The organism is Pseudomonas sp. FBF18 (assembly GCF_024261405.1).
GTDB classification, from domain to species: domain Bacteria; phylum Pseudomonadota; class Gammaproteobacteria; order Pseudomonadales; family Pseudomonadaceae; genus Aquipseudomonas; species Aquipseudomonas palmensis.
The window spans coordinates 4,347-31,268 of the sequence record NZ_QKRS01000002.1 but is presented as its reverse complement, the minus strand read 5'-3'; the positions used below and the strand labels follow the sequence as shown (position 1 = coordinate 31,268).

Below are 26,922 nucleotides of genomic sequence, written 5' to 3'. Positions count from 1 at the left end.
TTGCAAATCCGCCTACCCCGGTTCGATTCCCACCTCGGCCTCCACCATTCGTAAGCCCCGCAGATTAATGTCTGCGGGGTTTTTCTTTGTGGGCTGGAAAACGCCAGTGCCCCTAAAAAACACACCCAGCCCCAAAACCCAACTCACTTGGGGGGCTTGGCGATGGCGCCGAGCCGCCTTGTGTGAACAACGGCTATGAGGAGAAAGCCCAGGGTAGCCGGTGACAGCTATCGACTCGTCGCAGACCTTCGTCAAAGGCTGCTATCGACCCAAAGCTGCCATTCGCGTAGGACAGCTATCAAGGACAAGGTGCAGTATGCAAACGCTGCCTTACGCCGGAATTGAAATAATAATATCAAAACAGATGATGGCTTTTTAATGGCCCTTTAAGTGTATAATATTTGAGCAAATTTGCATTGCTCTCCTGCGTGCTTCTGCTTCTGCTTCTGAGTGCATGATCGAGGTAGTCAGATAGAGGCAGTGACAAATTACACATACATATTTTTGGAAGGGAATGGATGCAAAATGTTCAACCTAACGGAAGCTGAGCTTGATAATGCCCGCGAGGCGATTGATCATCATGGATACAGCACTATGTTACCCCCTCCCCCTGAATGGGAGGTTGTTAAAAACAACTGGCCAACAGTGCGCGCAGCGCTGGAAAAGCTAGACTTAGATACTTATGAGCCTTTTAAGCTAACAAAAGTTTTTGCTCCAAAAAATCGTGCAAATATTCGAGTAGTTCATCTTCTTCATCCGCAGGATTTAATAATTTACACCTCTCTCGTGTTGATAGCAAAAAATGACATAGAGCAAAGTCGTATCCCTGTCAGAGCAAAGAAGGTTTTCTCGTATCGGGTTGACACTCGCAGCGACAAAACTTTATACGAGGTCAAAAGCTCCCACGAAAAATATCGTAACCAATTAGAAGTTAAGTCGGAAGCTCCAGCAACCAAATACGTCGCCATGGCCGATATTGCAGACTTTTTCCCAAGGGTATATCAGCACAGGTTAGAAAATGTTATTGAGAGCATTGCAAAATCACAGAGGGTTAGAGATGTAGCAAGAGTTCTGATCAAAAAGCTTGTTAGCAACTTGATGGGCAGAAATAGCTATGGCATTCCTGTCGGCCCTTATGCCTCAAGGATATTAGCTGAAGCTATTTTAATAGATGTTGATTCAACCCTGCAGAGTAAGAGTGTAAGCTTCGTTAGGTGGGTTGATGATTACAATATTTTTTGCTCGTCGGAATATGAAGCGCAATCAGTGCTTTTTCATCTTGGTGAGTGGCTCTATACTAACCATGGGTTGACGTTACAGACAGCTAAAACGAAAATTTTGCCCATTGCCAGGTTTAAACAAGAAATACTTCTCAAGCATGATGCGGCACTTACAGATCGGGACTCTGTAGTCAATATACTTAGGGACTTCCGATTTGGTTATGAGGACGCTGCCGATGAGGAAGAGCCTACAGAAGAAGAGATAGAAGTAATCTTACAGCTTTTTCATGGAATAGATCTGCAGGCCATGCTGGAAGACTCTCTAAGTGACACTACTCTGGTTGATTATGAAGCTGTCGTTTATGTATTAACGAAAATTCCGAGGATTCCTGGACTTGATGAAGATCTCAAACGTAAAGTGCTGGAGCTGGTCATTGATAATGCTGAATTGCTATATCCCGTAGCGGAGCAAATATCAAAGTACGTGCTGTCATTTGACAACTTATCTTCACGAGATCGAAAAAGGATAGCGAAAAAACTATTAAAGCCGCTAAAAAGCAAGAGAAATCCACCACCACCGTACTATGCGATGTGGGTCTTGCATATTTTTGCTTCCTCCCCACAGTGGAATCACTCGGAAGAAATTTTTCAGCTGTACTCCGAGACAACTTCAGAAATCATCAAGCGACTTGCGGCTCTAGTCGTCTGTACATCCGGGGCCAGAGCTCATGCTTTAGCAATAAAAGATGATTACACTAACGCATCACCGCTTTTAAAAATGGCTATTCTATATGCAAGCAAAAAGCTCGGTCCGGACGAGCGGAAGCATTGGAAGCTTTCACACGGAATAAGTGGCGCCATTGAAAAATTAATATAAGCAGTTCCATTCAACTTGACCGTACGTTCATGGTGCTGAGCGACAGCCCCACCATGATTAGACCTAAAACTGAAAGTGACTAATAATAGAGAGGGAGTTTCTATGGCTGGATTGCAACCGCTACTTATCTTCAAGTCTGAGATTGTACGCGTGAATGAGCTTTATTGGTCGTCCGCCTATGCATATAGTCGCACATGCCAACTCTTAAGCTTTCTGGAAAGTACCGGAAATCATAACCCTGACCCTTTGGTTAAGGAGATTTGGGGCGCAAAAGATTACTCGCTGGATCGAGTATCAAAAAAAAGCCTTGCAGCATTCTCAAACATTTTGATGACAAAAAATCCTGAGGCATTAAGAATAAACTCAATCCTTCACTTGTGCTCGGCATTTGAAAATGCACTTTCTGGGTATTATTTTTTGTGTTCTTTATATGAGGGGCGCAAAGGGGATGCAAGCTATATGGGTGATGACGTACCCCTGCTTCTGAAAACTACTAAAAAGTTTGAAGTGCGCCGAAAGTCAATATTAAAAACATTGGATTCAACAGCTTCTCCGCTAAAAGGAAGATATACCGAAAGGTTGAAGGTTTTTAATTCCGTGTGGGGCATTACTCAGTTTTCTGGCTCAAGCCTGTCTAGACTTAATGGCTATTATAAAACTCGCCATAAGATTGCGCATGACCAAGGGCTCGGCTCGCCGGATAATCCAGAGTACAGCGCAGAAGAGATTTTGAAAAACCGAGTTAATCTTACAGAATCGAAATGGAAGCAAATGATTCATGATTTTCAGGAGGTACTGGAGTTCTTAGATTGCCAGGTAGCAATCAGCATTGTGAAGGACAAGGGTTTAGCGCTGGCAGTTTATAGAACTTTGCATCGAGATGGCCCTCTACTGACTGAAGATCTTATAAAAAAATTAGCGAGCGAATGGCGCCTTGGACAGATACGAAAAGATCGCCTTCATAGGCTAACTCTCGCTCTTGGCGGGACAGTTATGCAAGTGAACGGAAATAAATATCAAACTTCCTTGTGATTTCAAGCGAAAAAGAGACAGATTTATTTGTTCGACTGCCTGTAGGGCAGCTATGGGTCGAAAACCGCCGGTCATGAAGGGCAGCAGTCGGCCAAAAGCGGACGGTCTCACTGGGACTGGGCTGTTATCTCTGAGGCTCGAAAGCAGCTATGAAACTCGGGGCGATTCACTAATAAACAAGAGTTCTGGCTATAACTTTGAAAAAATCGGCGTTGCGTAGCAACGTCCGGCGCCGAAGGCGCGAACTTGATTGGCATGTTATGCATTTTTGCTGCTCGACGTAAGCATTACAAGCTGGCCTGCATATGCTGCTTTTGAAACCTTTGAAATGAAGTTAGGGCCAACGCCCTCCGCAAGAAATTCTATTTCTTGAAAGGCTTCGCTTACGACGGTGGCTCGCAATGATTCTGTGATTTTTGAAGAGAGCGCGAGCCAGCTTGTGGCGACATGCGATTGGCTGCAAGAGATGCAGCGCAAAAAATAACTGCCATGCTGAACGAATGCCCTTATATTTGAAGACGTGCAAAACTCACACTTTTGAGTCGATACGTCGCTCTGACATTGAAAGTCCCTTATAATGCATGATACGGAATTAAGAGGCGCGCTGAAAGCGCGTCCCGGCGAGCGTACTTGAATGCCTTGCTATGCACTTCGCCGAGTAACCGGGAAGACAAATGGCTTTTCTTGATCTAAATTTATTTCGTTGAGCTTGTATTTAAACCTAATATCACTACAACTAAATCGTCGAATTAGATTTTTCACTTCAATATCACTTAGCTCGTAATTCCAAGGCTGAATTATAGAACCACCCCTAACCTTATCGAAACCAAACTTTTGCCCCAAGGCTACGGTGATAGTATTTTCAATCTCTGTAACCCAGAAACAATCGCCAATTGATCTAAAAGCTGCATGTAAATGAGTTGCTTTTCTCTTTCCCGTGAGGCCGCTCTCCATATATTCGACAGCGCCCTTTTTCTTTAATGTAGAGTAAGGGCTTTTTTTACCATGGCTTCGCAGCCTTGATCTCAACCCCTTAGCTGTGCCCACGTACCATGAGTTCAGTTCAAGCTTCAAAATATAGATATACCAATTTCTAATTTCTTCACTCATTTCCCGGAATCAAATTGTGCATAACGATTAAGCTAATTCGTCTGAGACACTACTCGATTCGCACTGAGCGTGTCTATTGCAAGTGGGTTACGCCGCACGGCAGGAATAGGTCTGCTGAGGTCGAAGCGTCTCATGCAGGTGTCTACCGGAGTGAGGGATAGCCAAAAAACGTCCGCTCTTGGCCGATAGCGGCCTTTCGTCACCGGTGCCGTTGGGGCGCAATGGGCTGTCCATGAATGGCTGCTTGCGCCCCACGTGGTCGGTTGACTACGCTGTCGTAATAAGCGGCAACAGACAGAGATACTTCAGACGCATATCACTCTTTACGCCCTAAGCCCTTGATCTCAAATGCAACAGAGCTCGCTACCCCCGGTACACCAGCGCCGAGATGGAAGCCCCTCCACTTCCCCCCATTCAAAACCTTGAATGCCCACCCAAACCCCGTTACCCTTTCCGAGCCGCTGTAAATCCAGCGGTCGGGTTTAGCAGCCTGTCAAAAAATTCAAGGTGCACAAAGCGCCCGTTTCTCGTTCAACTGGCGCTTTTTTATCGCCCGTTGTCTCGTGTTATGGCGGTTGTGCGTGGGGCGCACTCGTGCGCGCCGGGTTCCTTGATCCCTGGTCTGCTAACCCGCGTACAGCTGCCACCCTTTCGTTTAGCAGCGATGAGTGACAGCTCCACTGATCAAGGAGCAGCACAATGACAAAAATCGTCCCCGATCCCCCACTAACCACCACCCGCCGCAAACCCGTCTACACCGCCTTCGGCTGTTGCAACGGCAATCACCCTCCCCTGTTTTCCGTGTGCGAAGGCATCGAGCTGGAAGACGCGCTGGTCCACCTGTCGCTACAGATCCAATGCGCCAAGGACACCACCGCCCAAGCCTGCGAACGCGCCGATGAGCAGTTCAAGACGCTGCTGATTGCCGCACAGCAATCACTGGAAATGAGCAACGTGCTGATCGACAGCATGCTGGACGCCATGGAAGCAAACGCGGCACCGCAGTAACGACGCAACACACGGGCCGCACACGCGGCCTACCGACCGTCCCCATTGTTACTGTTTCCCCAACAATGCTTTTCGACCTTGAGCATTTATCCGCCCCGCCTCGCCCGCCTAAACTGGCCACCGTTTTCAGGCAGCCCTACCGCGCCGACTCCGCAAAGGCCACCCCAACGCCAACACCCTTTCCCAGAGCCTTCGGCGCCCCCCGTATCGAATGATCGCGCACGCCCTTGCGCGCTGATCGCCACGCCCCACGGGTTCGACCTTTACCGCTGCCGACTGAATGCCTTGACCCCTGCGCAGAGCTTGCGTGCACTTTCCATTGACTAACGGAACGTATGAAAAAATGACGGATGACCATCAACCGCAAACTCGGAAGTTTGCACTCGGCACCACCGCAAGGGTGCTGTTTGCCCTGCTGGTGCTGCTCGTATCGCTGGCGATGATCTACGGCGGCTTCAAACTGGTAGCACTCGATGGCTCGCCGTACTACCTGATCGCAGGCGTTGCATACCTGCTGCTGGCAGCGCTGATGTTCCTGCGCAAAAGCGCCAGCATCGCCCTTTCGGTAGCCATCGCCCTGGCAACCTGTGTGTGGGCATTCTACGAAGTCGGCCAGTTCAGCTACTGGGAACTGCTGCCACGCCTGGTGGTACCGGCAATCATCCTGACCCTCAGCCTGTGGGTCGGCGCAGCCTTGCCCGGCACCTCGGCAAGCACCCGACGCCTGGCCAACCGCTTCGGCTTTGCGGTGTTCGCGGGGCTGATCGCGACCTTCGTGGCGGCGTTCTACCCGCACGGTGCAATCTCCACCCCGCTCGCCTCCACGGCCAAGCCTGCGCCGACCGAAGCCCCCGCCGCGCCGGAAAACTGGGAGTTCTTCGGCCGCAACGCCTCGGGCACGCGCTTTGCGCCGTTCAGCCAGATCACCCCGGCGAACGTCAAGGACCTGCAAGTGGCCTGGATCTACCGCACCGGCCGCAGAACCACGGGCGCCGGTGCCGGCGTGGACGAGAACACCCCGCTGCAGATCGGCAACGTGCTGTATTCATGCACGCCAGAAAACCTGATCACCGCCCTCGACGCCGACACGGGCAAGCCGATCTGGAGGTTCGACCCGCACGCGCGCAGCGCCGAGCACGTGACGTGCCGCGGCGTGGGCTACCACGACATCGACAAGGACGACAGCCTGAGCGCCGAGGTCAAGGCCTCGTATGGCGAGCAGCAGTGCCGCCAGCGCATCCTGGTGTCGTCGGTCGACGCCCGCCTGTTTGCACTGGACGCACACACCGGCACCCTGTGCCCGAGCTTTGGCGACAACGGTTATGTCGACCTGAAAAAAGGCATGGGCCCCACCGAGAACAGCAAGCGCTACCACCCCACCTCCCTGCCCGTGGTAATGGGCCACCTCACCGTGGTCGGCGGCTGGGTGCGCGACATCGTCGCCAAGGAGCCGTCGGGCGCCGTGCGTGCCTTCGACGTGCTGACCGGTGCGCTGGTGTGGGCCTGGGACATCGGTGCGCCTGAAGGCCAGGACGCAACCGCCAGCGACCACCAGTTCACCCTGGAAACCCCCAACGTGTGGACCGTGCCCACCTACGACAAGGCACTGAACCTGGTGTACCTGCCCACCGGCAACGGCCCGCCCGACTACTGGGGTGGCGACCGCAACCAGGCCAAGGAAAAGTACGGTTCGGCCGTGGTGGCCGTCGATGCCTCGACCGGCAAGGCCAAGTGGGTGTACCAGACTGTGCACCACGACGTGTGGGACTACGACCTGCCCTCGCAACCGGTGCTGTACGACATCAAGAACGCCCAGGGCGAGAAGACCCCGGTGCTGATCCAGACCACCAAGACCGGCAACATCTTCGTGCTGGACCGCCGCACCGGCCAGCCGGTGACTGAAGTTCAGGAGCTGCCCGTACCCACATCCCCCGCCGCCGAAGGCGAACACCTGGCACCGACCCAACCGCACTCGGTGGGCATGCCGGTGATTGGTGCCGAGCCCCTGACCGAGAAGTCCATGTGGGGCGTGAGCACCTTCGACCAGCTGTACTGCCGCATCATGTTCAAGGACTCGGTGTACGTGGGCCCCTTCACCCCGCCGACCGAAAAGCCCTACATCGAATGGCCGGGCCTGCTGGGTGGCATGAACTGGGGTGGCATCTCCATCGACGAAAACACCGGCATGATGTTCGTCAACGACATGCGCGTACCGCTGCGCATGGCGCTGGTCACCAAGGAAAACACCAGCAAGTTCAAGGTCTCCACCGATGAGGTGCCGGGCTTCATGGGCACGATTCGCCCACAAGTGGCGGGCATCTATGGCGGGGTAAAAATCGACATTCTGCAATCCCCCCTGGGCGTGCCGTGCAACACCCCGCCGTTCGGCAGCATGAGCGCCATCGACCTGAACACCCAGAAACTGGTGTGGCAGGTACCGCTGGGCACCGTGCAGGACACCGGCCCCCTGGGCCTCAAGACCCACCTGCCGATCCCGCTGGGCATGCCGACGCTGGGCGGCCCTACCTCGACCGCCTCGGGGCTGGTGTTCTTTGCCGGCACCCAGGACTACTACCTGCGGGCCCTGGACTCGGCCACCGGCAAGGAGGTGTGGAAAGCCCGCCTGCCGGTAGGTGCAGTGGCAGCGCCGCTGATCTACCAGTCGCCGGCGACCGGCAAGCAGTATGTGGTGATCTCGGCGGGCGGCATGAGCCATTCGCCTGATGTGGGCGACTACATCATTGCCTATGCGTTGCCCGACGGTACTGGACAGCAGTAACACGCTGGTGGAAGCCGTATGAAAATAATCCCCGGTTTCGGGGATTATTTTTGCCCGATGGAACGCTAGAGAGAGGCGCCGTCGCACGGCTGCCGGGCCTGCGCGCAGACTTCCCAGCCACCGCCCAACGCCTTGTAGATGCCCACAACCGCCAGGCGTTGTCGGGTACGTGCGGCGGTCAGGGCGCGTCTGCTGGCGTAATCGGCGCGCTCGGCCTCAAGCACATCCAGATAGACGCCCTCGCCCTCCGAGAACCGCGCCCGGGCAAGCCGCGCCGCCTCGCCGTTGGCCGCCGATTCGAGCAATCGCAGCCTCAGGGTATTGCTCGCAGCCCCGTGGGCCTTGAAGGCATCATCGGTTTCCTGCAACGCGCGCAATACCGTCTGGTCGTACACGATCAACGCCTCCCTGGCGCGTGCCTCGCTGGCGGCAATGCGGGCACGTACACGCCCGGTGTCCAGCAGCGACCAGCGAATCATCGGGCCGATAAAGCTCGACAACGCGCTCGCGCCACTCATCCCGTCGAGGCTTCCGGTGACCACACCGATGGAGCCCTGCACCTGCACCTCAGGATAGAGGCCCGCCGTCTCGACCCCGATTTGCGCCGTGGCGGCCGCAAGGGCGCGTTCTGCCGCGGCAATGTCGGAGCGTCTCCAGAGCAACGCAGTGGGCTCGCCGACGGCGATCGTGCGCAGGGCCAGCGCCTGCTCCCCAGGCTCGGCGGCCGGTGGTGTGAACCGCTGCGGCGGCTCGCCCAGCAGGATCGCCAGGGCGTTGACCGAGGCATCACGCCGACGCTCCAGCTCGGGCACGCTCACCTCGACCGAGCGCAACAGGGCCTCGGCCCGCAGCCGGTCGAACTCGGTGGCCGCCCCGGCGTTCACCTGGCGTTCGACCATGCTCAGGCTGTCGCGCTGGCTTTGGCGGGTATCGGCGGCAACCGCCAACTCGGCCTCGATGCCCCGCAGCTCGAACCAGGTGGCCGCCACCTCGGCCGCCACACTCGCCTGCACCCCGCGCAGCAACGCCTCGCGCGAACCGGCCTGGGCGCGTGCGGCCTCCACCGAGCGGCGCACGCGGCCGAACAGGTCGATTTCCCAGGACGCATCGACCGCCCCCCGATAGGTTTCGTTCTGCCGCGACTGGCCAGCCGGTGTCTGCACTTCGCTCCAGCGGCGGTTCTCGTAGCTGAGCGCAGGGCCGCCACGCGGAAGGAAACCCTGGCGGCTTTCGCGCAACATCGCCCTGGCTTCTTCGAGCCGCACGGCTGCAATCGCGATGTCATGGTTGGCGGCAAGCGCCCGCTGCACCAGCGCGGTCAATGCGGGCTCGTCAAAGGCACCCCACCACCGGGCCTCGACGCTACCGGGGCCAAGCCCGGCAGGCAGCTCATCGAAGCGTGCGGGAAGCTGCGCTGCCGGCAGCGACGGCGCAACGTAGTCGGGGCCCACTGCAGCACACCCGGCCAGCAGCATGAGGGTGGCCAGGGGCGCCAGAACAGCTCGATAGCAACGGCTCATGAACGGCGCTCCTCCAGGGCAGGCTGGGCTGTGGGCGTGTGCCGCTCGAAGCGGGCCGCCAGGCCACGGATCACCACATAGAAAACCGGGGTCAGGAACAGGCCGAACAGTGTCACCCCGAGCATGCCGGCAAACACCGCCACCCCCATGGCCTGGCGCATCTCGGCGCCTGCGCCGCTGGCAAGCACCAGCGGCACGACGCCGGCGACGAAGGCCAGGGACGTCATCACGATCGGGCGCAGGCGCAACCGGCATGCCTCCACAACCGCCTCCAGCACACTCGCCCCCCGCGCTTCCAGGGTACGGGCGAACTCGACGATGAGGATCGCGTTCTTGGCGGCCAGGCCCACCAGCACGATCAACCCGATCTGCACGAACACGTTGTTGTCGCCCTCCATCAGCCACACCCCGATGATCGCGCTCAACAGGCACATCGGCACAATCAGCAGCACCGCCAGGGGCAGCAGCCAGCTGTTGTACTGCGCCGCCAGAATCAGGTAGGCCAGCAACACGCACAGCGGGAAGATGAACAGCGCCGAATCGCCGGCCAGCTTCTGCTGGTAGGTCAGGTCGGTCCATTCGAAGGTCATGCCTTCAGGCAGCATTTCCCCAGCCAGACGCTCCATCAGCGCAACCGCCTGCCCTGAACTCACGCCCGGCATTGCGCCCCCCGCAATGTCCGCCGAGGGGTAGCCGTTGTAGTGAATCACCCGGTCCGGGCCGGAGCTTGGCGTAACGCTGACAAACGCCGACAACGGCAGCATGGCCCCGGCCGCATTGCGCACCTGCAGGCGGCCGATGGCTTCGGCCTGCATGCGGTGGTCCGTGTCGGCCTGCGCCGTGACCTTGTAGGTGCGGCCAAAGCGGTTGAAGTCGTTGACGTACAGCGAGCCCAGGTACACCTGCAGTGCCTCGAACACATCGGTCAGGCGCACGCCCTGGCTCTTGACCTGGGCCCGGTCGATGACCACGTCGAGCTGCGGTGCATTGATATCGAGGCTGGTCATCAGCCCGGCCAACTGCCCCGACTCGGTGGCCTTCATCATCAGGATGCGGGTGTGCTGCACCAGGGCCTCCAGCCCCGCGCCGCTGCGGTCCTCGACCTGCATCTTGAAGCCGCCGGTGGCACCCAGGCCGGGCACCGGGGGTGGCGGGAACACCCCAAGAAAACCATCGGGAATGCCCGCGAACCTGGCCTGCAGGCGCCCGGCAATGGCGGTTGCAGCCAGGTCCGGCGAGGCACGTTCCTTGAACGGGTCGAGCATGATGAACATCACCGCGGCGTTGGGCACGTTGACGAAACCGTTGATCGAAAGCCCCGGGAACGCCACCACGCTTTCGACGCCCGGCTCGTCCAGGGCCAATTGCGACATCTGCCTGGCCACCGCTTCGGTGCGGTCCAGCGACGACGCGTTGGGCAACTGGGCGATGGCCACCAGGTAGTACTTGTCCTGCATCGGCACAAAGCCCGGTGGCACGGCATTGAAGCCGAACGCGGTCAACCCCAGCAGGCCGACGTACACCACAAGCACCAGGCCGCTGAGCCGGACCACCTTGCGCACCGTGTTGCCATAGGCCTGCGGTGCACGCTGGAACGGCCGGCCAAGGGTGCCGAGCAACCGCCGGGCACGCCCGCGCAGGCTGCGGGGGTCGGGCGTAATGCCGTGCTGGCGTGGCTGCAGCAGCAACCCGGCGAGTGCGGGGCTGAGGGTCAGCGAATTGACCGCCGACAGAATCGTCGAGATGGCAATGGTGAGCGCGAACTGGCGATAGAACTCGCCCTGCAGGCCGCTGAGGAACGCCGTGGGGATGAACACCGCAGCCAGCACCGAGGTGATCGCGATGATGGGCCCGGTCACCTCGTCCATGGCAAGCCTGGCGGCCTGGGCCGGCGCCTCGCCGTTCTCGATATGACGCTCGACGTTCTCCACCACCACGATCGCATCGTCCACCACGATTCCGATCGACAGCACCAGGCCGAACAACGACAGGGTGTTGAGCGAAAAGCCCATCAGGTGCATGACCGCAAAGGTGCCCACCAGCGACACCGGCACCGCCATCAGCGGGATGAGCGACGCGCGCCAGTTGTGCAGAAACAGCACCACCACGATCACCACCAGCATGATCGCCTCCAGCAAGGTGATGGCCACCGACTCCAGCGAGGCCTGCACGAACACCGTGGGGTCATAGGCAATGCGCGAGGTGAGCCCCGCCGGGAAGTTCGCCTCCAGCCGCTGCATGGTTTCGCGCACCGCCTGGGCAACGTCCAGGGCATTGGCGCCCGGGCTCTGGATGATCTGCAGCGCAACGGCCGGTTCGCCATCGAGCAGGCTGCGCAATGCGTAAGAGTCGGCGCCCATCTCGATACGGGCCACATCGCGCAGGCGCGTGACCTGACCGTCGTCGCCGGTGCGAATGATGATGTCGCCAAACTGCTGCTCATCGGTCAGCCGCCCCAGGGTGTTCACGGTTACCTGGAACGCGGCGGTGGCGTTGGGCGCCTGGCCGACCGACCCCGCCGCCACCTGCACGTTCTGCTCGCGCACCGCTTCGATCACCTCGCCTGCGGTGAGCCCGCGCGCGGCGATCAGGTCCGGGTCGAGCCACAGCCGCATGCTGTACTCCCCGGCGCCCCACACCAGCACATCGCTGATGCCGGGCAGGCGCGACAGTTCATCGCGCACCTGAAGGTAGGCGTAGTTCGACATGTAGAGCGGGTCGTAGCGTTTGTCGGGAGACAGCAGGTGAACCACCATCAGCATGTCCGGCGAGGTCTTCTGGGTGACCACGCCCTGGTGCTGCACCTCTGCCGGCAGGCGCGGCAGAACCCGCGAAACGCGGTTTTGCACCTGGATCTGCGCAATATCGGCATTGGTGCCCTGGGCGAAAGTGATGGTCAGTACCATCCGGCCATCGGTGGCAGACTGCGACGCCATGTACAGCATGCCCTCGACCCCGGTAATCGCCTGCTCCAGTGGCGCGGCCACGGTTTGTGCGATTACCTGGGGGTTGGCCCCCGGATAGGACGCCGTCACCTGCACGGTCGGCGGCGTGACCGCCGGGTACTCGCTCAGCGGTAGCTGGAAGAAGGCGACGATGCCGGCAATCATCATCAGTATCGAGAGGACGATGGCAAAAATGGGACGATCGATGAAGAAGCGCGGGAATGTCATTGCGCCGCCCCCAGGGTTTGCTGCGCCTTGACGGGCGAACCCTCGATCGAGGTGGGCTGCGGCGTAACCTGCATGTCCGGGCGCACCAGGCCCTTGACCACGATGCGCTCGCCGGGCTGCAGGCCTTTTTCGATCACGCGCAAGCCCTCCACCATCGGGCCGAGTTCGACCGGGCGGTACTGGGTCTTGTCGTCCTTGCCCACTACCAGTACGTAGCGGCTGCCCTGATCGGTCGAAATCGACTGGTCCGAGATCAGCACCCTGGCCTGTGGCGTGCCGGTCTCAAGCTTCACCTTGGCAAACAAACCGGGCGTCAGCTGCCCGTCGGGGTTGTCGACCACCGCGCGAACACGCAGCGTGCCGGTGTTGCGATCGGCGGCGTTGGCCAGAAAATCGACGCGGCCGGGCCGCGCGTACTGCTTGTCGGTGGCCAGCGCCACGCTCACCTTCGCCGCCTGCGCGCCCGCGCCAGGCCGGCTTGATGCGAGCGAGCGCAGGTACGTGCGCTCGTCCACATCGAAGTACACATGCAGGGGGTCGATAGAGACGATGGTGGTCAGTGGCGTCACCCCATTGGTGACGTAGTTGCCTTCGGTGACCAGGGTTTGCCCTACACGCCCACTGATCGGTGCAGTAACCCGCGTGAAGCTCAGGTCGAGCTTTGCAGCGTCCAGCGCGGCCTTTGCGGCATCGACCTGGGCCTGGCCCGCATCGAGCGCCGCAATTGCGCTGTCGAGCCGGTCCCGCGCAACGACCTTTTGCGCATACAGTTGCCGGGCTCGGGCATGGTCTGCCTGGGCCAGCAGCCACGCCGCCCGGGCCTCCTGCAGGCGTGCGGTGGCGGCGTCGAGCGCGGCCTGGAAGGGCCGTGGATCGATGACAAAGAGCTGGCTGCCCTTCTCTACCATGCGGCCCTCTGGCACGCTCACCGCCTGAATGTAGCCGGCCACCCGCGGGCGCAGTTCGACCCGCTTGATCGCGGTCAGCGACCCGGTGAATTCGGCATGGGGCGTTACCGGGCGCACGATCACCTCGGCTACCGGAACACTGGGAGGCTTGGCGGGTTCAGTCGCGGGTGCCGTCTCCTTGCACCCGACGCTGGTGAGCGCGACGCTTAGCGCCGCGGTGAAAAGGGTTACGCGTTTGACGTTCATCACATGGCCTTTCGCACGAGTGTCGACCTGCTTTGCGGGGGCAAAGCAACGTTCGCGTACTTATCCGACTTGCCACGTCTGGAAGGTCAAGGGTTTTCTGACATTGGCCATACCCTGGCGTCAGAGCCACACAATCCGGTCCTTGCCCATGCTCTTGGCCACGTACAGGGCACGATCGGCCCGTTTCAAGGTGTCCTCGTAAGCGTGGTCCTCGGGCAGCATGGCCGTTGCGCCAATGCTCACGGTGACCACCGTGTCGCCTGCCCAATAGCGGCTCAGCTCTTTGCGAAAGCGCTCATGCAGACGCTCGGCAAGCTGCAGCGCCTGCTCGCGCTCGGTATTGGGCAGGCCCACCACAAACTCGTCGCCACCCAGGCGGCAGGCGAAATCCGTTGCGCGCAGCGCGCAACGACATATCTCGGCCACCGCCTGGATGATCTGATCACCGGCGTGATGCCCCTGGGTATCATTGATTTTCTTGAGGTTGTCCAGATCGAACAGGAACACCGACGTCGGCACGCGATAGCGTGTCAGGGACTCGTGGTGCAGTTTCAGGTCATGTTCGAGCTTTCTGCGGTTGAACAGACCGGTGAGCTGGTCGGTATCGCTCAGTTCCCTGAGCCTGACTTCCAGTGTGTGCCGTTCGGAGATATTGCTGGCGACCCACAGCACGACCTCCTCTTCGTCCACCCTGAAGTTCAGGGCCTGGATGCGCCCTTCGAACCAGATGGGGTCCTTGGGGCCCTCATCGGGCAGGCCCTTCACGTCCCTGTTGCTCAGCTCGTACTCGGCGACCAGCAGGTTTCCCGTGGCCAGTGCCCGGGCAATCTGCTCCAGAAACCAGTTCGCCTTGTCGGCATTGATCAGGTCTGAAATATACAGGCCGATCAGGCCGGACCCATCGTGGTAATAACGCGCGTCGCGGCCACCAAACACCGCAACGTACTTGCCACTGCGCGACAGGATGAAGGCAGGGTCGGGCAGCGCATCAAGAATCAGGGCCATCTGTGCGGTGTCGATCATGAAGCACTTCTTCTGTGCCGATTGATGAATGGCGTAACGGTAGCCAACAATACCATTACGCCATCATCCGCAACATGGGCCTTGCGGATGCCACCAACGCCGCACGGCGCTTGCGACAGAACCGTTATCGCGTGTGCTGTGCCAAGCGTTTCCGGCCCCCTGCCCTACCTACAGGCCCTAGATCGACACCAACACATCGCACTGCGATTCGCTCAGCACGTGCTTGGTGACGCTGCCCACCAGCAGCTCTTCAAGCGCGCTTTCGCCCTGCTTGCCGACCACGATCAGGTCGCAGTCCAGCTCCTGCTCGGTTTCCACGATCCGCCAGGCTGCGTCGCCGTGTGCAATGATCTGCCGAGCATTGGGCAGGCCGGCGGCTTCGCTCAGGGCCGAAAGTTGCTCCACGGCATCCTTCTTGATGGCGTTGCGGTAGTGCGTGAGGGTGTCCTGGTCGATGTAGGCAAAACGCATGCTGCCCTCGAAGGGCGCTTCGAACGCGTGCATCAGAATGATTTCGGCCTGCGGGGCCACGGCTTTTGCCAGCTCGATGGCACGCAGCGACGAAGGCGAAAAATCAACCGGCACCAGCACGCGGCGGTACGCCTCGCGCGGGGCCTGTTTGACCACCAGCATCGGGCAGTGCATGCGGCTCAGCATGCGCTGCACGGTGGAGCCCAGCAGGCGGCGCGCCAGGTTCTGCCCCTTGGCCCCGCATACCAGCAGGTTGGTGTGTTTGTCTTGCACCACACGGGTGATTTCGGTAGCCACCGAACCGGGCGCGACCTGTGTGCCAGCGGAGATGGCGTAGCGGTGGAACAGCATGGCAGCCACTGCACGCAGGTTTTCGCCGGCACTTTCCAGCACGCGACTCAACAGGTTGTCATCGGGTACCACAACCTGCTTGAGGCGCTCGTAAGGCGCGGGGTTGGCAACGTAGAGCAGGTCCAGCGCGGCATGCTGCGCCTGGCTCAGGAGTGCGGCCCGCTCTGCTGCGTTGCGCGCAGAAGTGGACAAATCGGTGGCAACCAGTACGTGCTTCAACGGGCTCATGTGGGGCTCCTTATGCAATGTGGCGCATGCGGATCGAGGCGTTGGCCTGCTGTCGGTCCGCTCCTTTCGTGCCGCCATGGTCTCCCGAACCCCATAGGCAGCGGCTTGATTTGCGTCAACCTCAAGGCCAGGCATCTGGCTGCGGCAACAAACTGCAACATGTGGGCAGGTTCATCAGTGTGCTGCCTGGTTTGTCCTGAACGTGGGAGGGAGGCAAAAACCCGGCAGAGCCGGATGGATGCTTTAAGATCGTGCAGTGTTGAAGGCAGCTGACATCGTTCAGCTTTCGACGCGCTCAACACTCAACAGCAATGAGCCAAGGGGAGAACAACATGGCAGTGGATAAAGCTTGCCCGGTGGTGCTGCGCAGCCGTGAAACGTTGGAGGTTCTGGCGTTCGCGCATCCGTTGGCGGGCCTGCAGTTGGTCAAGGGAAGTGTGGAGCCAGGTGAGCCGAGCGAAGACGCGGCTGTACGAGAACTGTTCGAGGAAGCCGGAATTAATGGCACGGTGGGACGAAATCTTGGCAGGTGGCGCGCTGAGGTAACCGGGCATGTGTGGGCATTTCATGAGTGTCACGTCACCCACGAGCTTCCCGACACCTGGGTTCACTTTACCCAGGATGACGGAGGGCACGCGTTCAGGTTTTTCTGGCATCCACTCCATAGCGAGCCATCCGACGCATGGCACCCACTCTACAAGGATGCATTGAGCTTCCTTCGACTTGGCCTCACTGAAGCACCCGTGCCCGGCTAGGCGCCATGTCGGCTATTGGCCGAGCACAAACGGGCGGTAGACACGCTGATGGCAAAGTAAACAACGTCAACTACGCTGCTCGCAGTTGCCGCGTAATAGCCGGATCGAGTCCATCTTGTGGCGCCCTGCTACTTCAAACGTCGGCACCTTGGGAGGATTGATGAGTTGCTTACCCCGTCACGGCAGAGTCTCCTGCTCGCGTTGCCACACCGAGAGTGCGCCAGCATTCGATGTAGCCACTCGCACCGAGGGCGAGTGGCGTATTACGGCAAACCCGCTGGCATGGGGCAGTACTACGCCAGAGGTGGTTGTGCTGGGCTTCTCCAAGGGCCCCACTCAGGCGGGGGCACTTGCCAGCACACCTCACGACGACATCGCCTACAAGGGCAGTCGTCTCAATGTGGGCAAGATTCTGGCCCACGTGGGCCTTATCCCCGCCGCCCCGCCTGACAGGCTCAAGCAACAGGTGGACCGCCTTATTGCGGACAACAACGGGCGCTTTCATTTCGCATCGCTCATCCGTTGCACCGTAGAGCGCCACGACCGCAAGGCTGGTACCTGGAAAGGATCAGGCGGCGGGATGCTGGACAAGTTCATTGCCAGCCCGTTCGGCAAGTCGGTGGCCAGCAACTGTACAACGGCCTTTCTTCGCGACCTGCCGCAAGAGACCCGACTGATCGTGATGTTCGGCCTGGGCACGGGGATGAACTATGTCGCGTCTGCCTACGCGCTGTTGCGCCATGCCCGCCCCGGCGCATGGAAGATGATCAACGCCGTGGCCTACACAGACGGCAGAATCACCGTGGTGCATGTCGAGCACTTTGCGGCGCAAGGCGCCTTGATCCCCAACTGGCTTGGGGAAAGGGATCACCCGAGAAGCAGGCTTGGCCTGCTCTCGAAAGCGGCTGTTCAAGCATCAGGGGTCGGCAACTTCAGCGGGGGGAATGGGCATGGCTGATCAACCGGTGCTGGCGGGCAAACACTTCCAGGCGATTCTGGCAAGCGCACCGCTGAACCAGGCGACGTTCCTTTGCCAGGGTTCGAGCAGCATGCTGTTCGAGCACGGTACCAGGCTCTATCGCCTCACGCTCGAAGGTTGCGGCCACAATTTTCTTGCCCGGCAGTGGGCCCAGGGCAACCGTAATGTCGTCGAGGTCATTCACGACTATGGCGCCGTGGGTCCCTCTGACGCTTCACTCAGGGGAAGCGAAAACGAGTTCTACTGGCTGGCCGAAGTGGAAAGGTTGATAAGCGTGGATGAGGCCAGCGAGCCGTTACTTGCCAGCCTGCTGTCGGGGTTGCTCGACGACAATGATGATCTGCCGGCCAACGCCGTGCTTGCTGAACAGTGCCTGGCCTTGGCCGGTGAGCATCCCGCGCTGGCGGGGGTGTTGATCACACTCGCCAGGGCGGCGGAATTTGCGCAGCGCCATGAATGTGACGTGGATGCCAAGCTCGACAACCTGATGCGCCGCCCCGCTACCGGGGAGCTGGTGTGGACTGACCCGCTGGGCGGGTGTTTCTATGCGCCGTAGATCAGCAATGAAGTGCTGATTTGGGTGCTATCGAATCTCAGCGATCTGCAAGGCCGCACACGCGGCCCCATCAAGATTGACGTCAGCCCATGCGCCGGGCTGCTAGCAAGGCTGAACCGCCATTCGGTTACTGACCTTGCGCCCCAGCACCAGCACCGTGACAAAACCGCAGCCCACCAGTGCCGTGGCCAGGCTCAGCAGCACCGAGCTGCCCATCTGGTCGACGATGCGCCCGCCAAAGAACGACCCCAGCGCAATGATCACCTGAAACAAAGCCACGAACAGCGGCATGCCACGCTCGACATCCTTGGGCGCCACCACGAACATCCAGATGCTGGCGCAGGCCGGAAAGGCACCGAAGGCAAAGCCCCACAGCGCGATCAGCATCACCGCACCGGTCATGCCGGTGGCGAAGTAAGGGAACAGCGCCGTGCTGACGGCAATCATCAGCGCCACCAGCATCAGCGTGTAACGCACGCTGCGGTTGGCGGCAAACCCGGCGAAGACATTCCCCAGCACCCCGGCCACGCCATACAGCAACAGCAGCGAGCCAATGGTCGGCCCATCGAAGCCGGCGCTTTGCTTGAAAAACGGTGCCACGTAGGTGTACGCGGCAAAGTGCGCCAGGCCGATCAGCAACACCGCAATCAGGCCGACCCGGGCTTGCGGATTGATGAACAGTGCCGGCAGGTCACTGATGCGAATGGCCTTGTCGGGGTTGAGCCGCGGCAGCAGGAACACCTGGGCCAGCAGCACCGGTACACCCACCAGCGCGGTCACCAGGAAGGTCATGCGCCAGCCCATCAGGCCGCTGAGCCAGGTGCCGACGGGCACGCCCAGCACGGTGGCCAGGGTCACACCCACCATGATGATCGAGGTGGCCTGGGCTACCCCAACACCCTTGGGGGCCAGGCGGCCGCTGAGGGCGATGGCCGTGGCCCAGAACCCGCCGATGCTCACCCCCAGCAGCACACGGCCGAACAGCAGCAGGCTGAAGTCGGTGGCGTAGGCCACCACCGCATTGGCGATGATCATGATCAGGGTCAGGCCGATCAGCAGGTAGCGCCGGTCCATCGCGCCGATGCCCACCGACAGCAAGGGCGCGGCGAGTGCGGCCATGATGCCGGGCAGCGTCACCATCAGGCCGGCATGACCGGCACTGATGCCCAGGTCGCTGGCGACATCGTTGAGTACGCCCACCGGCAGAAACTCGCTGGTCACCAGGGCAAAGGCGCCCACCGCGACCGAGAGAATCGCCAGCCACTGCTGTTTGACGCTCTGTTGATTGTGTTCGGGAAGGCCGCTAGGGGCCTGGCTTGCGCTTGGCATGGTGCTGGGTTCCATGGGGGAAATGACGCCTTGAGCAGGCGCGGAAAGCGGGGAAAAATCGAAGGCGATTATACAAGCGGGTTTTACCGCGCCGACAGGCGGGCCCTTTGATAGTAATCATCAGCGCTATCGATGAAAGGCCCGTAGTAGAGCAACTGCTGCAGGCCCATGCAAGCTTGGCCCAGCTTGCCGGGCATGCCAAGCCCCGGTACCTGACGCAACATCCGCCAAGGCCCTGCCCAGCGCCTCAAATAATTTGAACCGCCTCTGGGCGAACTCGCCTAATGATCAGCATGTGGATGATCCCACAGGCAACGTGCCAATACCGGCAAGCGCTATCAGAGGTGGTCAACGTGGCTAAGGACGAGAAGAAAAGCAAAGACGGGTCTTCAAAAGCCAGCAAGGATTTGAAAGACAAGAAGTCATCATCGGCAAAGAAATCAGCTGCGGCATCGGCTCTTTCCAAAGCCTCTGAAAAGAAAGAAAAGAAAGACAAGAAAAAAGATGCCGAACCCAAGAAATCTGCAAAAAAATCGGACAGCAAGCCCGAGAAGGCCAAGAAGTCGGACAAGGCAGATAAACCTGCGAAAAAGAAAAAGTGACGGTTGCGATTGGCCAGGGCTTCATGCCCTGGCCTTCTCACGCTGAATCGCGCTCCCGTCACTGAGAGATGATCGCCTTGGGTCCAGCGCCCTACAGCGACTCAAGAAACGCCCGAATCGCCGCCCGTTCCTTCGCCCCCAGCGTTACATAGCGCTGCCGGGCCACTTGCGCTTCACCTCCATGCCACACGATGGCTTCCTCCAGCGTGCGCGCTCGGCCGTCGTGCAGGTAGCCACTGCCGGGGTTGATCCGCTCACCCAACCCAAGCCCCCACAGCGCAGGGGTGCGCCACTCGCGGCCGTTGGCGAGAAAGTCCTCACGGCCATCGGCCAACCCCTCGCCCATGTCGTGCAACAACAAATCGGTGTACGGCGCGATCCGTTGCTGGCTCAGCGCCGGGTACAGCGGGTGTGTGCCCGTGACCAGTTCGGGCCGGTGACAGGCCGTGCAGCCAATCGCGGCAAACAGTTTTTTACCCTGCACAACCGCAGGCTCGGCCTGCTGCCGGCGCGCAGGCACGGCCAGGTGGGCGAGGTAGAAATGCAGGTCACCAAGCTGCATCGCGTCCAGCTCCGGCTCGCCGCCGTGGGGCGCCTGCGCGCAGGCCTGTTGGGCAGGGGTGCAGTTCTGCTCAGGAGCCAGCGAGGAGGTGATGCCCAGGTCGCCCAGCATGGCGTGGGCGATCTGTTGGCGCAGGTCGGGCTGGTTGGCCTTGAGGCCAAAGCGGCCCGCCTCGGCACGCTGTCGCTCCACACTCCACACCTGATTGACGCGCCCGGTCACGCCGTCGGGCTTGGCTTCAGCCGCCATGGCCTGCAGCGCGCTGGCCTCGATGGCCTCCAGCAAACCGAGGCCGAATACCGGCGAGCCCACCCGCGCCGAGGTCAACACCCCGTCCAGTGGCCCATAGGCCAGCTCGCGCAGTTCGACACGCGGCGTGCGCAGCATCACGGTTTCGCCATCGCCCAGCGGCACCGCGTGTTCCTCCCAGTACACATGGGCCCGCCCTTCCCCCGGCACGCCGGGCACACCTTGGTCGTTGAGCTGGTCGCCATACACAGGATGAGGCTTCGGCCCGCCGCGGGCATCGCGGCCCGGCACGGACAGGCGCAGCAACAGGCTGCGCATCGCCTCCCCCTGCTGCGGCGCCTGACCACGACCGTTCTTGGGGTGGCAGGCGATGCACGACACCCGGTTGTACAACGGCCCGAGCCCATCCACCGCTTCGTCGCGAGACGGCGCGACCACCCACGCCTGCCGGAACAGGCTGCGCCCGCGAAAGAAGCGCTCCAGCTGGCCTTCGTCCAGCCCGGCGAAGGGCTGGGCATAGGCCTCACGGTTGACCGCGGTGTGGGTGACATCGGCGCTGGCGAGCGCGCTCACCAGCAAACCGATCGACAGCCCTGCGATGCGCACAACGGTCACTGACCCAGCCCCTCCAGCAACCGCGCCGCCTCTGCCCGCTGCAGCGCGGCCTGGAATTGCCAGGTGATCTCGGTGCGGCCCAGTGCATCCTGGTCGGTTGCCGGCTCGTGGGCCATGCCCTTGTCCTGACGTGCCGCGAACAGGCCCAGCAACGGCTTGGCCTCGGCTTGCCCGGCAGTCAGTGGCGGCGCGGTCAACAGCTGACGTATGGCGGCTACGTCATGCCCCGCCGCTTCGGCCGCGTGCAGCCGCGTCCAGAGTTCGTTCAGCGCCTCGTGGGGCAGGCCCAGCCATTGGGTGAACAGCGAACTGATCAGCGCCAGGCGTTCGCGCGAGCTGCCGTTGCCGTAGTCATAGGCGCCGAGCCCCGCGGCAACGAACGGGTCGTGGTACTGCGCGGGCAGCTGCGCATACACGCTCGGGCGCACCGGCAGCTTGCGAATGTCGGCATCGGCCAGCAGCGCCTGCCCGGCGTCGGACAACACGTACCGTGCGAACGCCCGGGCACCGGCCGGCGCCTGGGTGCTTGCGGTAATGGCGATGAATGCCGGGTTGAGCCCACTGTGGGCCGGGTACACGAAGTCCACCGGCTCGCCGTTGGCCTTGGCCGAGGCGACGAAGAAGTCGATCGACAAGCCAACCGCTGCCCGCGCGCTGGTGACTTCGTCACTCACCAGCGTACCGCCGCGCGTGACCAGCCGCGCCTGCCCGGCCAGCTCGCTCCACAGGGCCCAGCCGCGCTCCCAGCCATAGGCGCGCAGCACGATATCCAGCAGCACCGGGGCAAACCCGACCCGGCCCGGGTCGGGCAGCGCCACCCGCCCGCGCAACCGGGCGTCAAGCAGGTCGGGCCAGTCCTTGGGCGTGGGCACGCCCAGCTCGGCCAGCGACGCGGCGTTGATGGCAAAGCCGTAACCTGCCAGCTCGGTCGCCTGGTACAGGTTTTTTTGATCACGCAACGCCAGGCCGCCGATCTGCGCCGGCAGGCCCTCCAGGCTGATACCCAGCGGCTGCCAACTGCCCGCCTTCGCCAGCCGGGTGAAGTTGCCCGGCGACGGCGCCCAGTACACATCCACCCCGCCCTGTCTGGCTTGCAGCAGGTACGGCAAGGCATCGAAGCCCTGGCGCCAGAGGACCTGCAGGCGATACTCCGGGTGGGCCTGGGCAAAGCCATCCTCCACCCGCGTCATCACCTCCTCGGGGTAGCTGGTCATCACCACCACGCTTTGCGGGGCCGCGCTCAGCAGGCCGCTGAACGCCAGCAGCAGGCCCGCCAGCCAGCGGTTACAGCGGCGCATTGAATTGCACGAAGTATTGGCGGCCCATTTCCGGGTAGCCCTCGCTGTACTCGTACAGGCGGTCGAACAGGTTGCGCACGCCGCCCTCGATCAGCACGTCGTTGCTGAAGCGGTAGCCGGTCTTGAGGTTGTACACCGCGTAGCCCGGTGCCATCTGGGTGGCGTCGGAGGTGTTGTAGCGACGCGAGGCCGCCTCCACGCTGGCGGTGTGCTTCCAGGCGTCGAGGTTCCACGAGGCCGAGCCGAACAGGCTGTGGCGCGGGGTGTCGGTGGGGTGCAGGTCGCGGTCGCTACGGTTCTCGCGGTCGAGGAAGGTGTAGTTGGCTGCAAGCTCCCACTCGCCCAGGTCGCCGTTGATGCCCAGCTCCACCCCCTGGTTGCGCGCCTTGGCGATGTTCTGGAACTGGCCGCAGGGCGCGGCGCAGTTGTCCTGCGCGGGCACGGTGACCTTCTGGATGGAGTCTTCGATATTGGCCACGAACAGCGCCGCGTCCAGTTGCCATTGCGGGGCAACCTGGCCGCTGTAGCCGAACTCGTAGTGCGTGGCGCGTTCGGACTTCAGGTCCGGGCTGGGGATGACCGTACCGAAGCGGGTCGAGTAGCGGTCCTTGATGGTCGCAAAGCGGCTTTTGCGCGCCACGGTGAGGCGCAGTTGGCCGTTGTCATCGGTGCCCAGCAGCGGGTTGGTGTTGGCGAACAGGCCGAGCTGCGCGTTGACCGCGTCGTTGCTGCCGGTGGGTTCGTCGTACAGCACGGCCTGCTTGGGCGAGCTGGCGGTGGTGCCGTAGTTTTCGGCATCCAGGCTCTTGCGGTAGTTGTAGGAAACGCCGCCCACCACGCTGAAAATCTCGTTCAGGCGCAGGGTGTCTTCCAGGGCAATCGACTGGGTCTGGTCGCGAAAGTGAGTTTGCGGGCTGTCGCCATCGCGGGAGCGGTGCACGTCATCCTTGAAGTGGTAGGCGATGCCCAGGCGGTTGTTTTCGGTCAGGGCCAGGTCGGCTTCCACCGAGAAGCCGGTGCTCTCGTCGTCGTACTTGCTCGGGAAGCCCTTCTGCAGGTTACCCACCACGCCGTTGCGGTAGGCGAAGCTTTCCAGCGAGTTCTTGAAGGTGTCGTGGTACACGCGGGTTTTCAGAAAGTGCTCGCCAAAGCCGGTTTTGGTGGCGATGAACACACTGGTGTTGTCCGAGCGCGGCCACTCCCACCAGCGTGCGCGCTGGCCGGTCGGCGGCAGCTTGCCGGCATAGGTGGGCTGGCCCTTGCTGCCCTCCTGCTGAACGTAGCCGAGCACGTATTCATCGGTTTCGTTGGGGGTGAAGCCCAGCTTGAAGCTGAACTTGGTGTCGCGGTGGTCGCTGTTCTCGCGCCGGCCGGTGCCTTGCTGGTTGTTGGTGGGTTTGAAGTCGTCGGGCAGCAGGGTGTAGTCGTAATCCACATACGACACCCCGCCCTGCATCCACCACGCGCCCTGGTTGGAACCCACGTTGGCGTAGGTGCGGTAGGCGTTCACGTTGCCGTGATCGGTCAGCTCAAGCCCCCCGCCCACTTCGCCTTCGAATTCCTGCACCGGGCGCCGGGTAACCAGGTTGATCGCCCCGCCCAGGGTGTTGGGGCCGTACAGCAGCGAGGCAAAGCCCTTGTCCACCTGAATGCGCGACAGGTCGTAGGTGGTGAAGCGGCCCAGGTCGATGTTGCCGTCGTAGGGCACGTAGGTGGGGATGCCGTCGATATACACCGGCACCTGCAGGCGATCGAAGCCGCGCACGAACACCACTTGCTCGGCGCGACCGCCGATATAGCCCAGGTTGACGCCGGGGGCCAGGGTGAGCGCGCTGGCGACGGTTTCGCGGTCGTGCAGGCGGATGTCCTTCAGGTCGATGACCGAGCCGCCGGTGGACAGGGTTTCGTCCTGGGGCGCGGAGATCTGGATTTCGCCGAGGGTGAAGGTGTTTTTCTGCTCCGCGAGGGCGGATTCGGCGCCCAGGGCTGCGACGGCAACCAGCAGGGCGTGCGGTGTTAGCGGCTTCATTGCTGCTCCTGTGTCGGCCTTGACGTAGGCGGCGCCCGGGCGACGTTGTGTATTATTTTATATAGCGGCCGACGGTTTTTCTGGTCACGACCTCCCCAGGAGGTGATCAGCCGGTGGTTGCTAAAGGGGGGAAAGCGGGATGGCACAGGGCCAAACGGCAGGAATGCTAGCGTTGTTCACAGGACGTTACAACGCTGTACACAAAAATATATAGCGAATTGATCAACCCAGAAGCGGGGCTTCTAGCGGCTTTGCGCTTGACGGCAAGGTGTCAGCGGAGTGCCGGCAAGCGCATCGAACCCCTACCCCTCAGGCATGCGCTACATCGTCTGTCGAGGGATGGCATAAATACGTACAAGTTCCTCGTTGCAGGCGTGGTCAAGGAACCTGCTCTCTAGAAAAACGAAGCTCTCAACGAAGCCGCAGGTCGTGAACAGCTGCTTGACCTTGGTCATTTCCATTGAGTCCGTTTCAGGTTGATTCTTGATAAGCGTTTGGCGAAGTGCGCCGGCTGCAGTACTTGGGTATATGAAGAGTTGGGGCACCAACGTGGAGCCACCGCTGGCATCGAAGCGTGTGAAGGTGATGGCAGTCAGCTCTAACTGCCTTTGATTGCTGCGGGCGAGTGCACGTACGGTATTCAATACGAAAACAGCAAGCCCCAACAGAAAATCCGAGATGTCTTTTTTCTCGAGTTTCCTTTGTAATTTTTTTAATCTGCTGTCCCGTGAAATGATGGGGTATTCTTCAAAATCGTCGAACGCGCCTGCCAGGCAACGCAGATCATTGTAGGCTTCTTTTTTTATTATCTTTGCGTACAACCCGTGTAACTTCATCTATTTGAATCTCAGCATATGTATTTTTAATGTAAAACACCGGGGCGCGGCATTGCATATTCAATCCACGCGAACAACTAATCGGGCTCTGCCCACTAAATCGCCCTACCACGGATCATAGTACCGATACCGGTTGTAATGCAGCCTGGTCTCACCGTCGTAACCAACGGAAACTGCCACACGTTCTATTTAGTGTTGATTGAGGATTTGATTTTTTTCCTAGAAGCCTCCACGTCCCCAAAAACCGGATCGACAATAGAAATTCCTTCTTCACCAAGGAACCTATCGACTTCACGATCAATAACCCCTAAAAAAACACGATAACTAGCTTCGGCAAAAAAACGACCCTGATAAAAAATAGAAAGCCTTTCTCCTTTAATCTTAAATAATAACGCAAAAGATGAATCAACTCCGATAAATTCAAAAGATTTTGTGCTTTTCAATTTCACCAAGCCATCAATTAAGGAGGTAATTGACAAATATATCATCATCCGAAATCTTGAATCATCCTTGGAGTCTATACCTTGATCGCCAGAGGAAAGCCTCATATCCCCCATGTCAAATCCTTCTGGCTCACCGCCCTCTTCGGATCTCGAAATGTAGAACTCCATAACTATTAGCCTCCTCTAACAGGGAAAACCGTAATTGTCCTATTTCCATCATGAGAGTCGAATACACCACGAACTCGGTCGGTGCGACCATTTATTTTTATGCGCTTCTCATAGATTTGCATTCTGCTACTAGGATCAGAAACTCTATTACCCTTTTTCACAAGACACTCACATGCCGTCTGAATTTGTTCTTGCGTTGTCCCCTCAGGAAACAGGTCGCCATGGCCCCCTGGATGGGTGCCACTCACATGCCGCTCATCAATATGTTGCCAGCCTTCTTTTCGATTGCCAGGATCAATACGAGGTTTAGCTACTTTTCGCCCCGCCAAACCCAATGGATCAACGCAATCCGTCGGATTTAGTGCGTATTGGTACAGGTTCAACCCACCCGAATAACTAATCGGGTCCTTGCTAACAAACCGCCCCACCCCCGGATCATAGTACCGATACCGGTTGTAGTGCAGCCCAGTCTCCCGGTCGTGATACTGGCCCTGAAACCGTAGCGGGTTATTCAGCCCTACCTGCCTTGCCCAGCCCGACCGCTCCTCATGCACC

21 protein-coding genes are annotated in these 26,922 nt (G+C 60.0%); 8 read left to right on the top strand and 13 right to left on the bottom strand.

Annotated features, from left to right (window positions below; all coding sequences use genetic code 11):
• Positions 1-525: 525 nt before the first annotated feature.
• Positions 526-2,097 (top strand): RNA-directed DNA polymerase, encoded by a 1,572-nt coding sequence (locus DN387_RS03970; protein WP_236171928.1) that lies wholly within the window; start codon positions 526-528, stop codon positions 2,095-2,097.
• A gap of 102 nt (positions 2,098-2,199) precedes the next feature.
• Positions 2,200-3,129: a hypothetical protein gene (locus DN387_RS03965; protein WP_156326259.1), complete on the top strand. Its 930-nt coding sequence runs from the start codon at positions 2,200-2,202 to the stop codon at positions 3,127-3,129.
• 642 nt (positions 3,130-3,771) lie between these two features.
• Here the strand turns inward: DN387_RS03965 and DN387_RS03960 are convergent.
• Complete coding sequence (locus DN387_RS03960) at positions 3,772-4,239, bottom strand: GIY-YIG nuclease family protein (RefSeq protein WP_156326260.1); 468 nt, start codon at positions 4,237-4,239, stop codon at positions 3,772-3,774.
• Between the two features lie 699 nt (positions 4,240-4,938).
• Here DN387_RS03960 and DN387_RS03955 point away from each other — a divergent pair.
• Complete coding sequence (locus tag DN387_RS03955) at positions 4,939-5,247, top strand: DUF3077 domain-containing protein (RefSeq protein ID WP_054916658.1); 309 nt, start codon at positions 4,939-4,941, stop codon at positions 5,245-5,247.
• Between the two features lie 343 nt (positions 5,248-5,590).
• On the top strand, positions 5,591-8,026 hold the full coding sequence (locus DN387_RS03950) for a membrane-bound PQQ-dependent dehydrogenase, glucose/quinate/shikimate family (protein ID WP_054916659.1): 2,436 nt from the start codon (positions 5,591-5,593) through the stop codon (positions 8,024-8,026).
• A 65-nt stretch (positions 8,027-8,091) separates the two neighbouring features.
• Here DN387_RS03950 and DN387_RS03945 read toward each other — a convergent pair whose 3' ends face one another.
• From DN387_RS03945 to DN387_RS03925, 5 genes are all read right to left on the bottom strand, one after another.
• Positions 8,092-9,546 carry an efflux transporter outer membrane subunit gene (locus DN387_RS03945; RefSeq protein WP_054916660.1) on the bottom strand — a complete coding sequence of 485 codons (1,455 nt, stop codon included), beginning with the start codon at positions 9,544-9,546 and terminating at the stop codon, positions 8,092-8,094.
• Complete coding sequence (locus tag DN387_RS03940; RefSeq protein ID WP_054916661.1) at positions 9,543-12,719, bottom strand: efflux RND transporter permease subunit; 3,177 nt, start codon at positions 12,717-12,719, stop codon at positions 9,543-9,545. Before DN387_RS03940 ends, DN387_RS03945 begins: the two co-directional genes overlap by 4 nt.
• Entirely contained in the window at positions 12,716-13,873 is a 1,158-nt protein-coding gene (locus DN387_RS03935) for an efflux RND transporter periplasmic adaptor subunit (RefSeq protein WP_054916662.1), read from the bottom strand. The genes DN387_RS03940 and DN387_RS03935 overlap by 4 nt, the downstream gene beginning before the upstream one ends.
• Before the next feature lie 120 nt (positions 13,874-13,993).
• Positions 13,994-14,896 (bottom strand): GGDEF domain-containing protein, encoded by a 903-nt coding sequence (locus DN387_RS03930; protein ID WP_054916663.1) that lies wholly within the window; start codon positions 14,894-14,896, stop codon positions 13,994-13,996.
• Between the two features lie 177 nt (positions 14,897-15,073).
• On the bottom strand, positions 15,074-15,946 hold the full coding sequence (locus tag DN387_RS03925; RefSeq protein WP_054916664.1) for a universal stress protein: 873 nt from the start codon (positions 15,944-15,946) through the stop codon (positions 15,074-15,076).
• Positions 15,947-16,278: 332 nt separating this feature from the next.
• On the opposite strand from DN387_RS03925, the gene DN387_RS03920 reads away from it, so the two are divergent.
• The 3 genes from DN387_RS03920 (at position 16,279) to DN387_RS03910 (ending at position 18,236) form a co-directional block, all read left to right on the top strand.
• On the top strand, positions 16,279-16,701 hold the full coding sequence (locus DN387_RS03920) for an NUDIX domain-containing protein (RefSeq protein ID WP_054916665.1): 423 nt from the start codon (positions 16,279-16,281) through the stop codon (positions 16,699-16,701).
• 310 nt (positions 16,702-17,011) lie between these two features.
• Positions 17,012-17,659: a hypothetical protein gene (locus DN387_RS03915; protein ID WP_196932420.1), complete on the top strand. Its 648-nt coding sequence runs from the start codon at positions 17,012-17,014 to the stop codon at positions 17,657-17,659.
• On the top strand, positions 17,652-18,236 hold the full coding sequence (locus DN387_RS03910; RefSeq protein ID WP_143516649.1) for a hypothetical protein: 585 nt from the start codon (positions 17,652-17,654) through the stop codon (positions 18,234-18,236). The genes DN387_RS03915 and DN387_RS03910 overlap by 8 nt, the downstream gene beginning before the upstream one ends.
• Positions 18,237-18,338: 102 nt before the next feature.
• Here DN387_RS03910 and DN387_RS03905 read toward each other — a convergent pair whose 3' ends face one another.
• On the bottom strand, positions 18,339-19,565 hold the full coding sequence (locus DN387_RS03905) for an MFS transporter (RefSeq protein WP_043859956.1): 1,227 nt from the start codon (positions 19,563-19,565) through the stop codon (positions 18,339-18,341).
• A gap of 353 nt (positions 19,566-19,918) precedes the next feature.
• Between DN387_RS03905 and DN387_RS03900 the strand changes: the two genes are divergently transcribed.
• Positions 19,919-20,167 carry a hypothetical protein gene (locus tag DN387_RS03900; RefSeq protein ID WP_231390615.1) on the top strand — a complete coding sequence of 83 codons (249 nt, stop codon included), beginning with the start codon at positions 19,919-19,921 and terminating at the stop codon, positions 20,165-20,167.
• Between the two features lie 91 nt (positions 20,168-20,258).
• On the opposite strand, the gene DN387_RS03895 is transcribed toward DN387_RS03900, so the two are convergent.
• From DN387_RS03895 to DN387_RS03870, 6 genes are all read right to left on the bottom strand, one after another.
• A complete protein-coding gene (locus DN387_RS03895) occupies positions 20,259-21,593 on the bottom strand; it encodes a di-heme oxidoredictase family protein (RefSeq protein WP_054916667.1) in 1,335 nt (444 codons plus the stop codon).
• Positions 21,590-22,891 carry an ABC transporter substrate-binding protein gene (locus DN387_RS03890; RefSeq protein ID WP_054916668.1) on the bottom strand — a complete coding sequence of 434 codons (1,302 nt, stop codon included), beginning with the start codon at positions 22,889-22,891 and terminating at the stop codon, positions 21,590-21,592. The genes DN387_RS03895 and DN387_RS03890 overlap by 4 nt, the downstream gene beginning before the upstream one ends.
• Positions 22,878-24,920 carry a TonB-dependent siderophore receptor gene (locus tag DN387_RS03885; protein ID WP_054916669.1) on the bottom strand — a complete coding sequence of 681 codons (2,043 nt, stop codon included), beginning with the start codon at positions 24,918-24,920 and terminating at the stop codon, positions 22,878-22,880. The genes DN387_RS03890 and DN387_RS03885 overlap by 14 nt, the downstream gene beginning before the upstream one ends.
• A 320-nt stretch (positions 24,921-25,240) precedes the next feature.
• Positions 25,241-25,756 (bottom strand): hypothetical protein, encoded by a 516-nt coding sequence (locus DN387_RS03880; RefSeq protein ID WP_054916670.1) that lies wholly within the window; start codon positions 25,754-25,756, stop codon positions 25,241-25,243.
• Positions 25,757-25,941: 185 nt separating this feature from the next.
• Positions 25,942-26,367 (bottom strand): hypothetical protein, encoded by a 426-nt coding sequence (locus DN387_RS03875; RefSeq protein WP_236171930.1) that lies wholly within the window; start codon positions 26,365-26,367, stop codon positions 25,942-25,944.
• Positions 26,368-26,372: 5 nt separating this feature from the next.
• The coding region (locus DN387_RS03870) for an RHS repeat-associated core domain-containing protein (protein ID WP_254506007.1) at positions 26,373-26,922 on the bottom strand (550 nt) is incomplete at its 5' end.

Coding starts and splice junctions, on each gene's coding strand:
- DN387_RS03970 (WP_236171928.1), top strand. CDS start 526: ATGTTCAACCTAACGGAAGCTGAGCTTGATAATGCCCGCGAGGCGATT.
- DN387_RS03965 (WP_156326259.1), top strand. CDS start 2,200: ATGGCTGGATTGCAACCGCTACTTATCTTCAAGTCTGAGATTGTACGC.
- DN387_RS03960 (WP_156326260.1), bottom strand. CDS start 4,239: ATGAGTGAAGAAATTAGAAATTGGTATATCTATATTTTGAAGCTTGAA.
- DN387_RS03955 (WP_054916658.1), top strand. CDS start 4,939: ATGACAAAAATCGTCCCCGATCCCCCACTAACCACCACCCGCCGCAAA.
- DN387_RS03950 (WP_054916659.1), top strand. CDS start 5,591: ATGACGGATGACCATCAACCGCAAACTCGGAAGTTTGCACTCGGCACC.
- DN387_RS03945 (WP_054916660.1), bottom strand. CDS start 9,546: ATGAGCCGTTGCTATCGAGCTGTTCTGGCGCCCCTGGCCACCCTCATG.
- DN387_RS03940 (WP_054916661.1), bottom strand. CDS start 12,719: ATGACATTCCCGCGCTTCTTCATCGATCGTCCCATTTTTGCCATCGTC.
- DN387_RS03935 (WP_054916662.1), bottom strand. CDS start 13,873: ATGAACGTCAAACGCGTAACCCTTTTCACCGCGGCGCTAAGCGTCGCG.
- DN387_RS03930 (WP_054916663.1), bottom strand. CDS start 14,896: ATGATCGACACCGCACAGATGGCCCTGATTCTTGATGCGCTGCCCGAC.
- DN387_RS03925 (WP_054916664.1), bottom strand. CDS start 15,946: ATGAGCCCGTTGAAGCACGTACTGGTTGCCACCGATTTGTCCACTTCT.
- DN387_RS03920 (WP_054916665.1), top strand. CDS start 16,279: ATGGCAGTGGATAAAGCTTGCCCGGTGGTGCTGCGCAGCCGTGAAACG.
- DN387_RS03910 (WP_143516649.1), top strand. CDS start 17,652: ATGGCTGATCAACCGGTGCTGGCGGGCAAACACTTCCAGGCGATTCTG.
- DN387_RS03905 (WP_043859956.1), bottom strand. CDS start 19,565: ATGCCAAGCGCAAGCCAGGCCCCTAGCGGCCTTCCCGAACACAATCAA.
- DN387_RS03890 (WP_054916668.1), bottom strand. CDS start 22,891: ATGCGCCGCTGTAACCGCTGGCTGGCGGGCCTGCTGCTGGCGTTCAGC.
- DN387_RS03885 (WP_054916669.1), bottom strand. CDS start 24,920: ATGAAGCCGCTAACACCGCACGCCCTGCTGGTTGCCGTCGCAGCCCTG.
- DN387_RS03880 (WP_054916670.1), bottom strand. CDS start 25,756: ATGAAGTTACACGGGTTGTACGCAAAGATAATAAAAAAAGAAGCCTAC.
- DN387_RS03875 (WP_236171930.1), bottom strand. CDS start 26,367: ATGGAGTTCTACATTTCGAGATCCGAAGAGGGCGGTGAGCCAGAAGGA.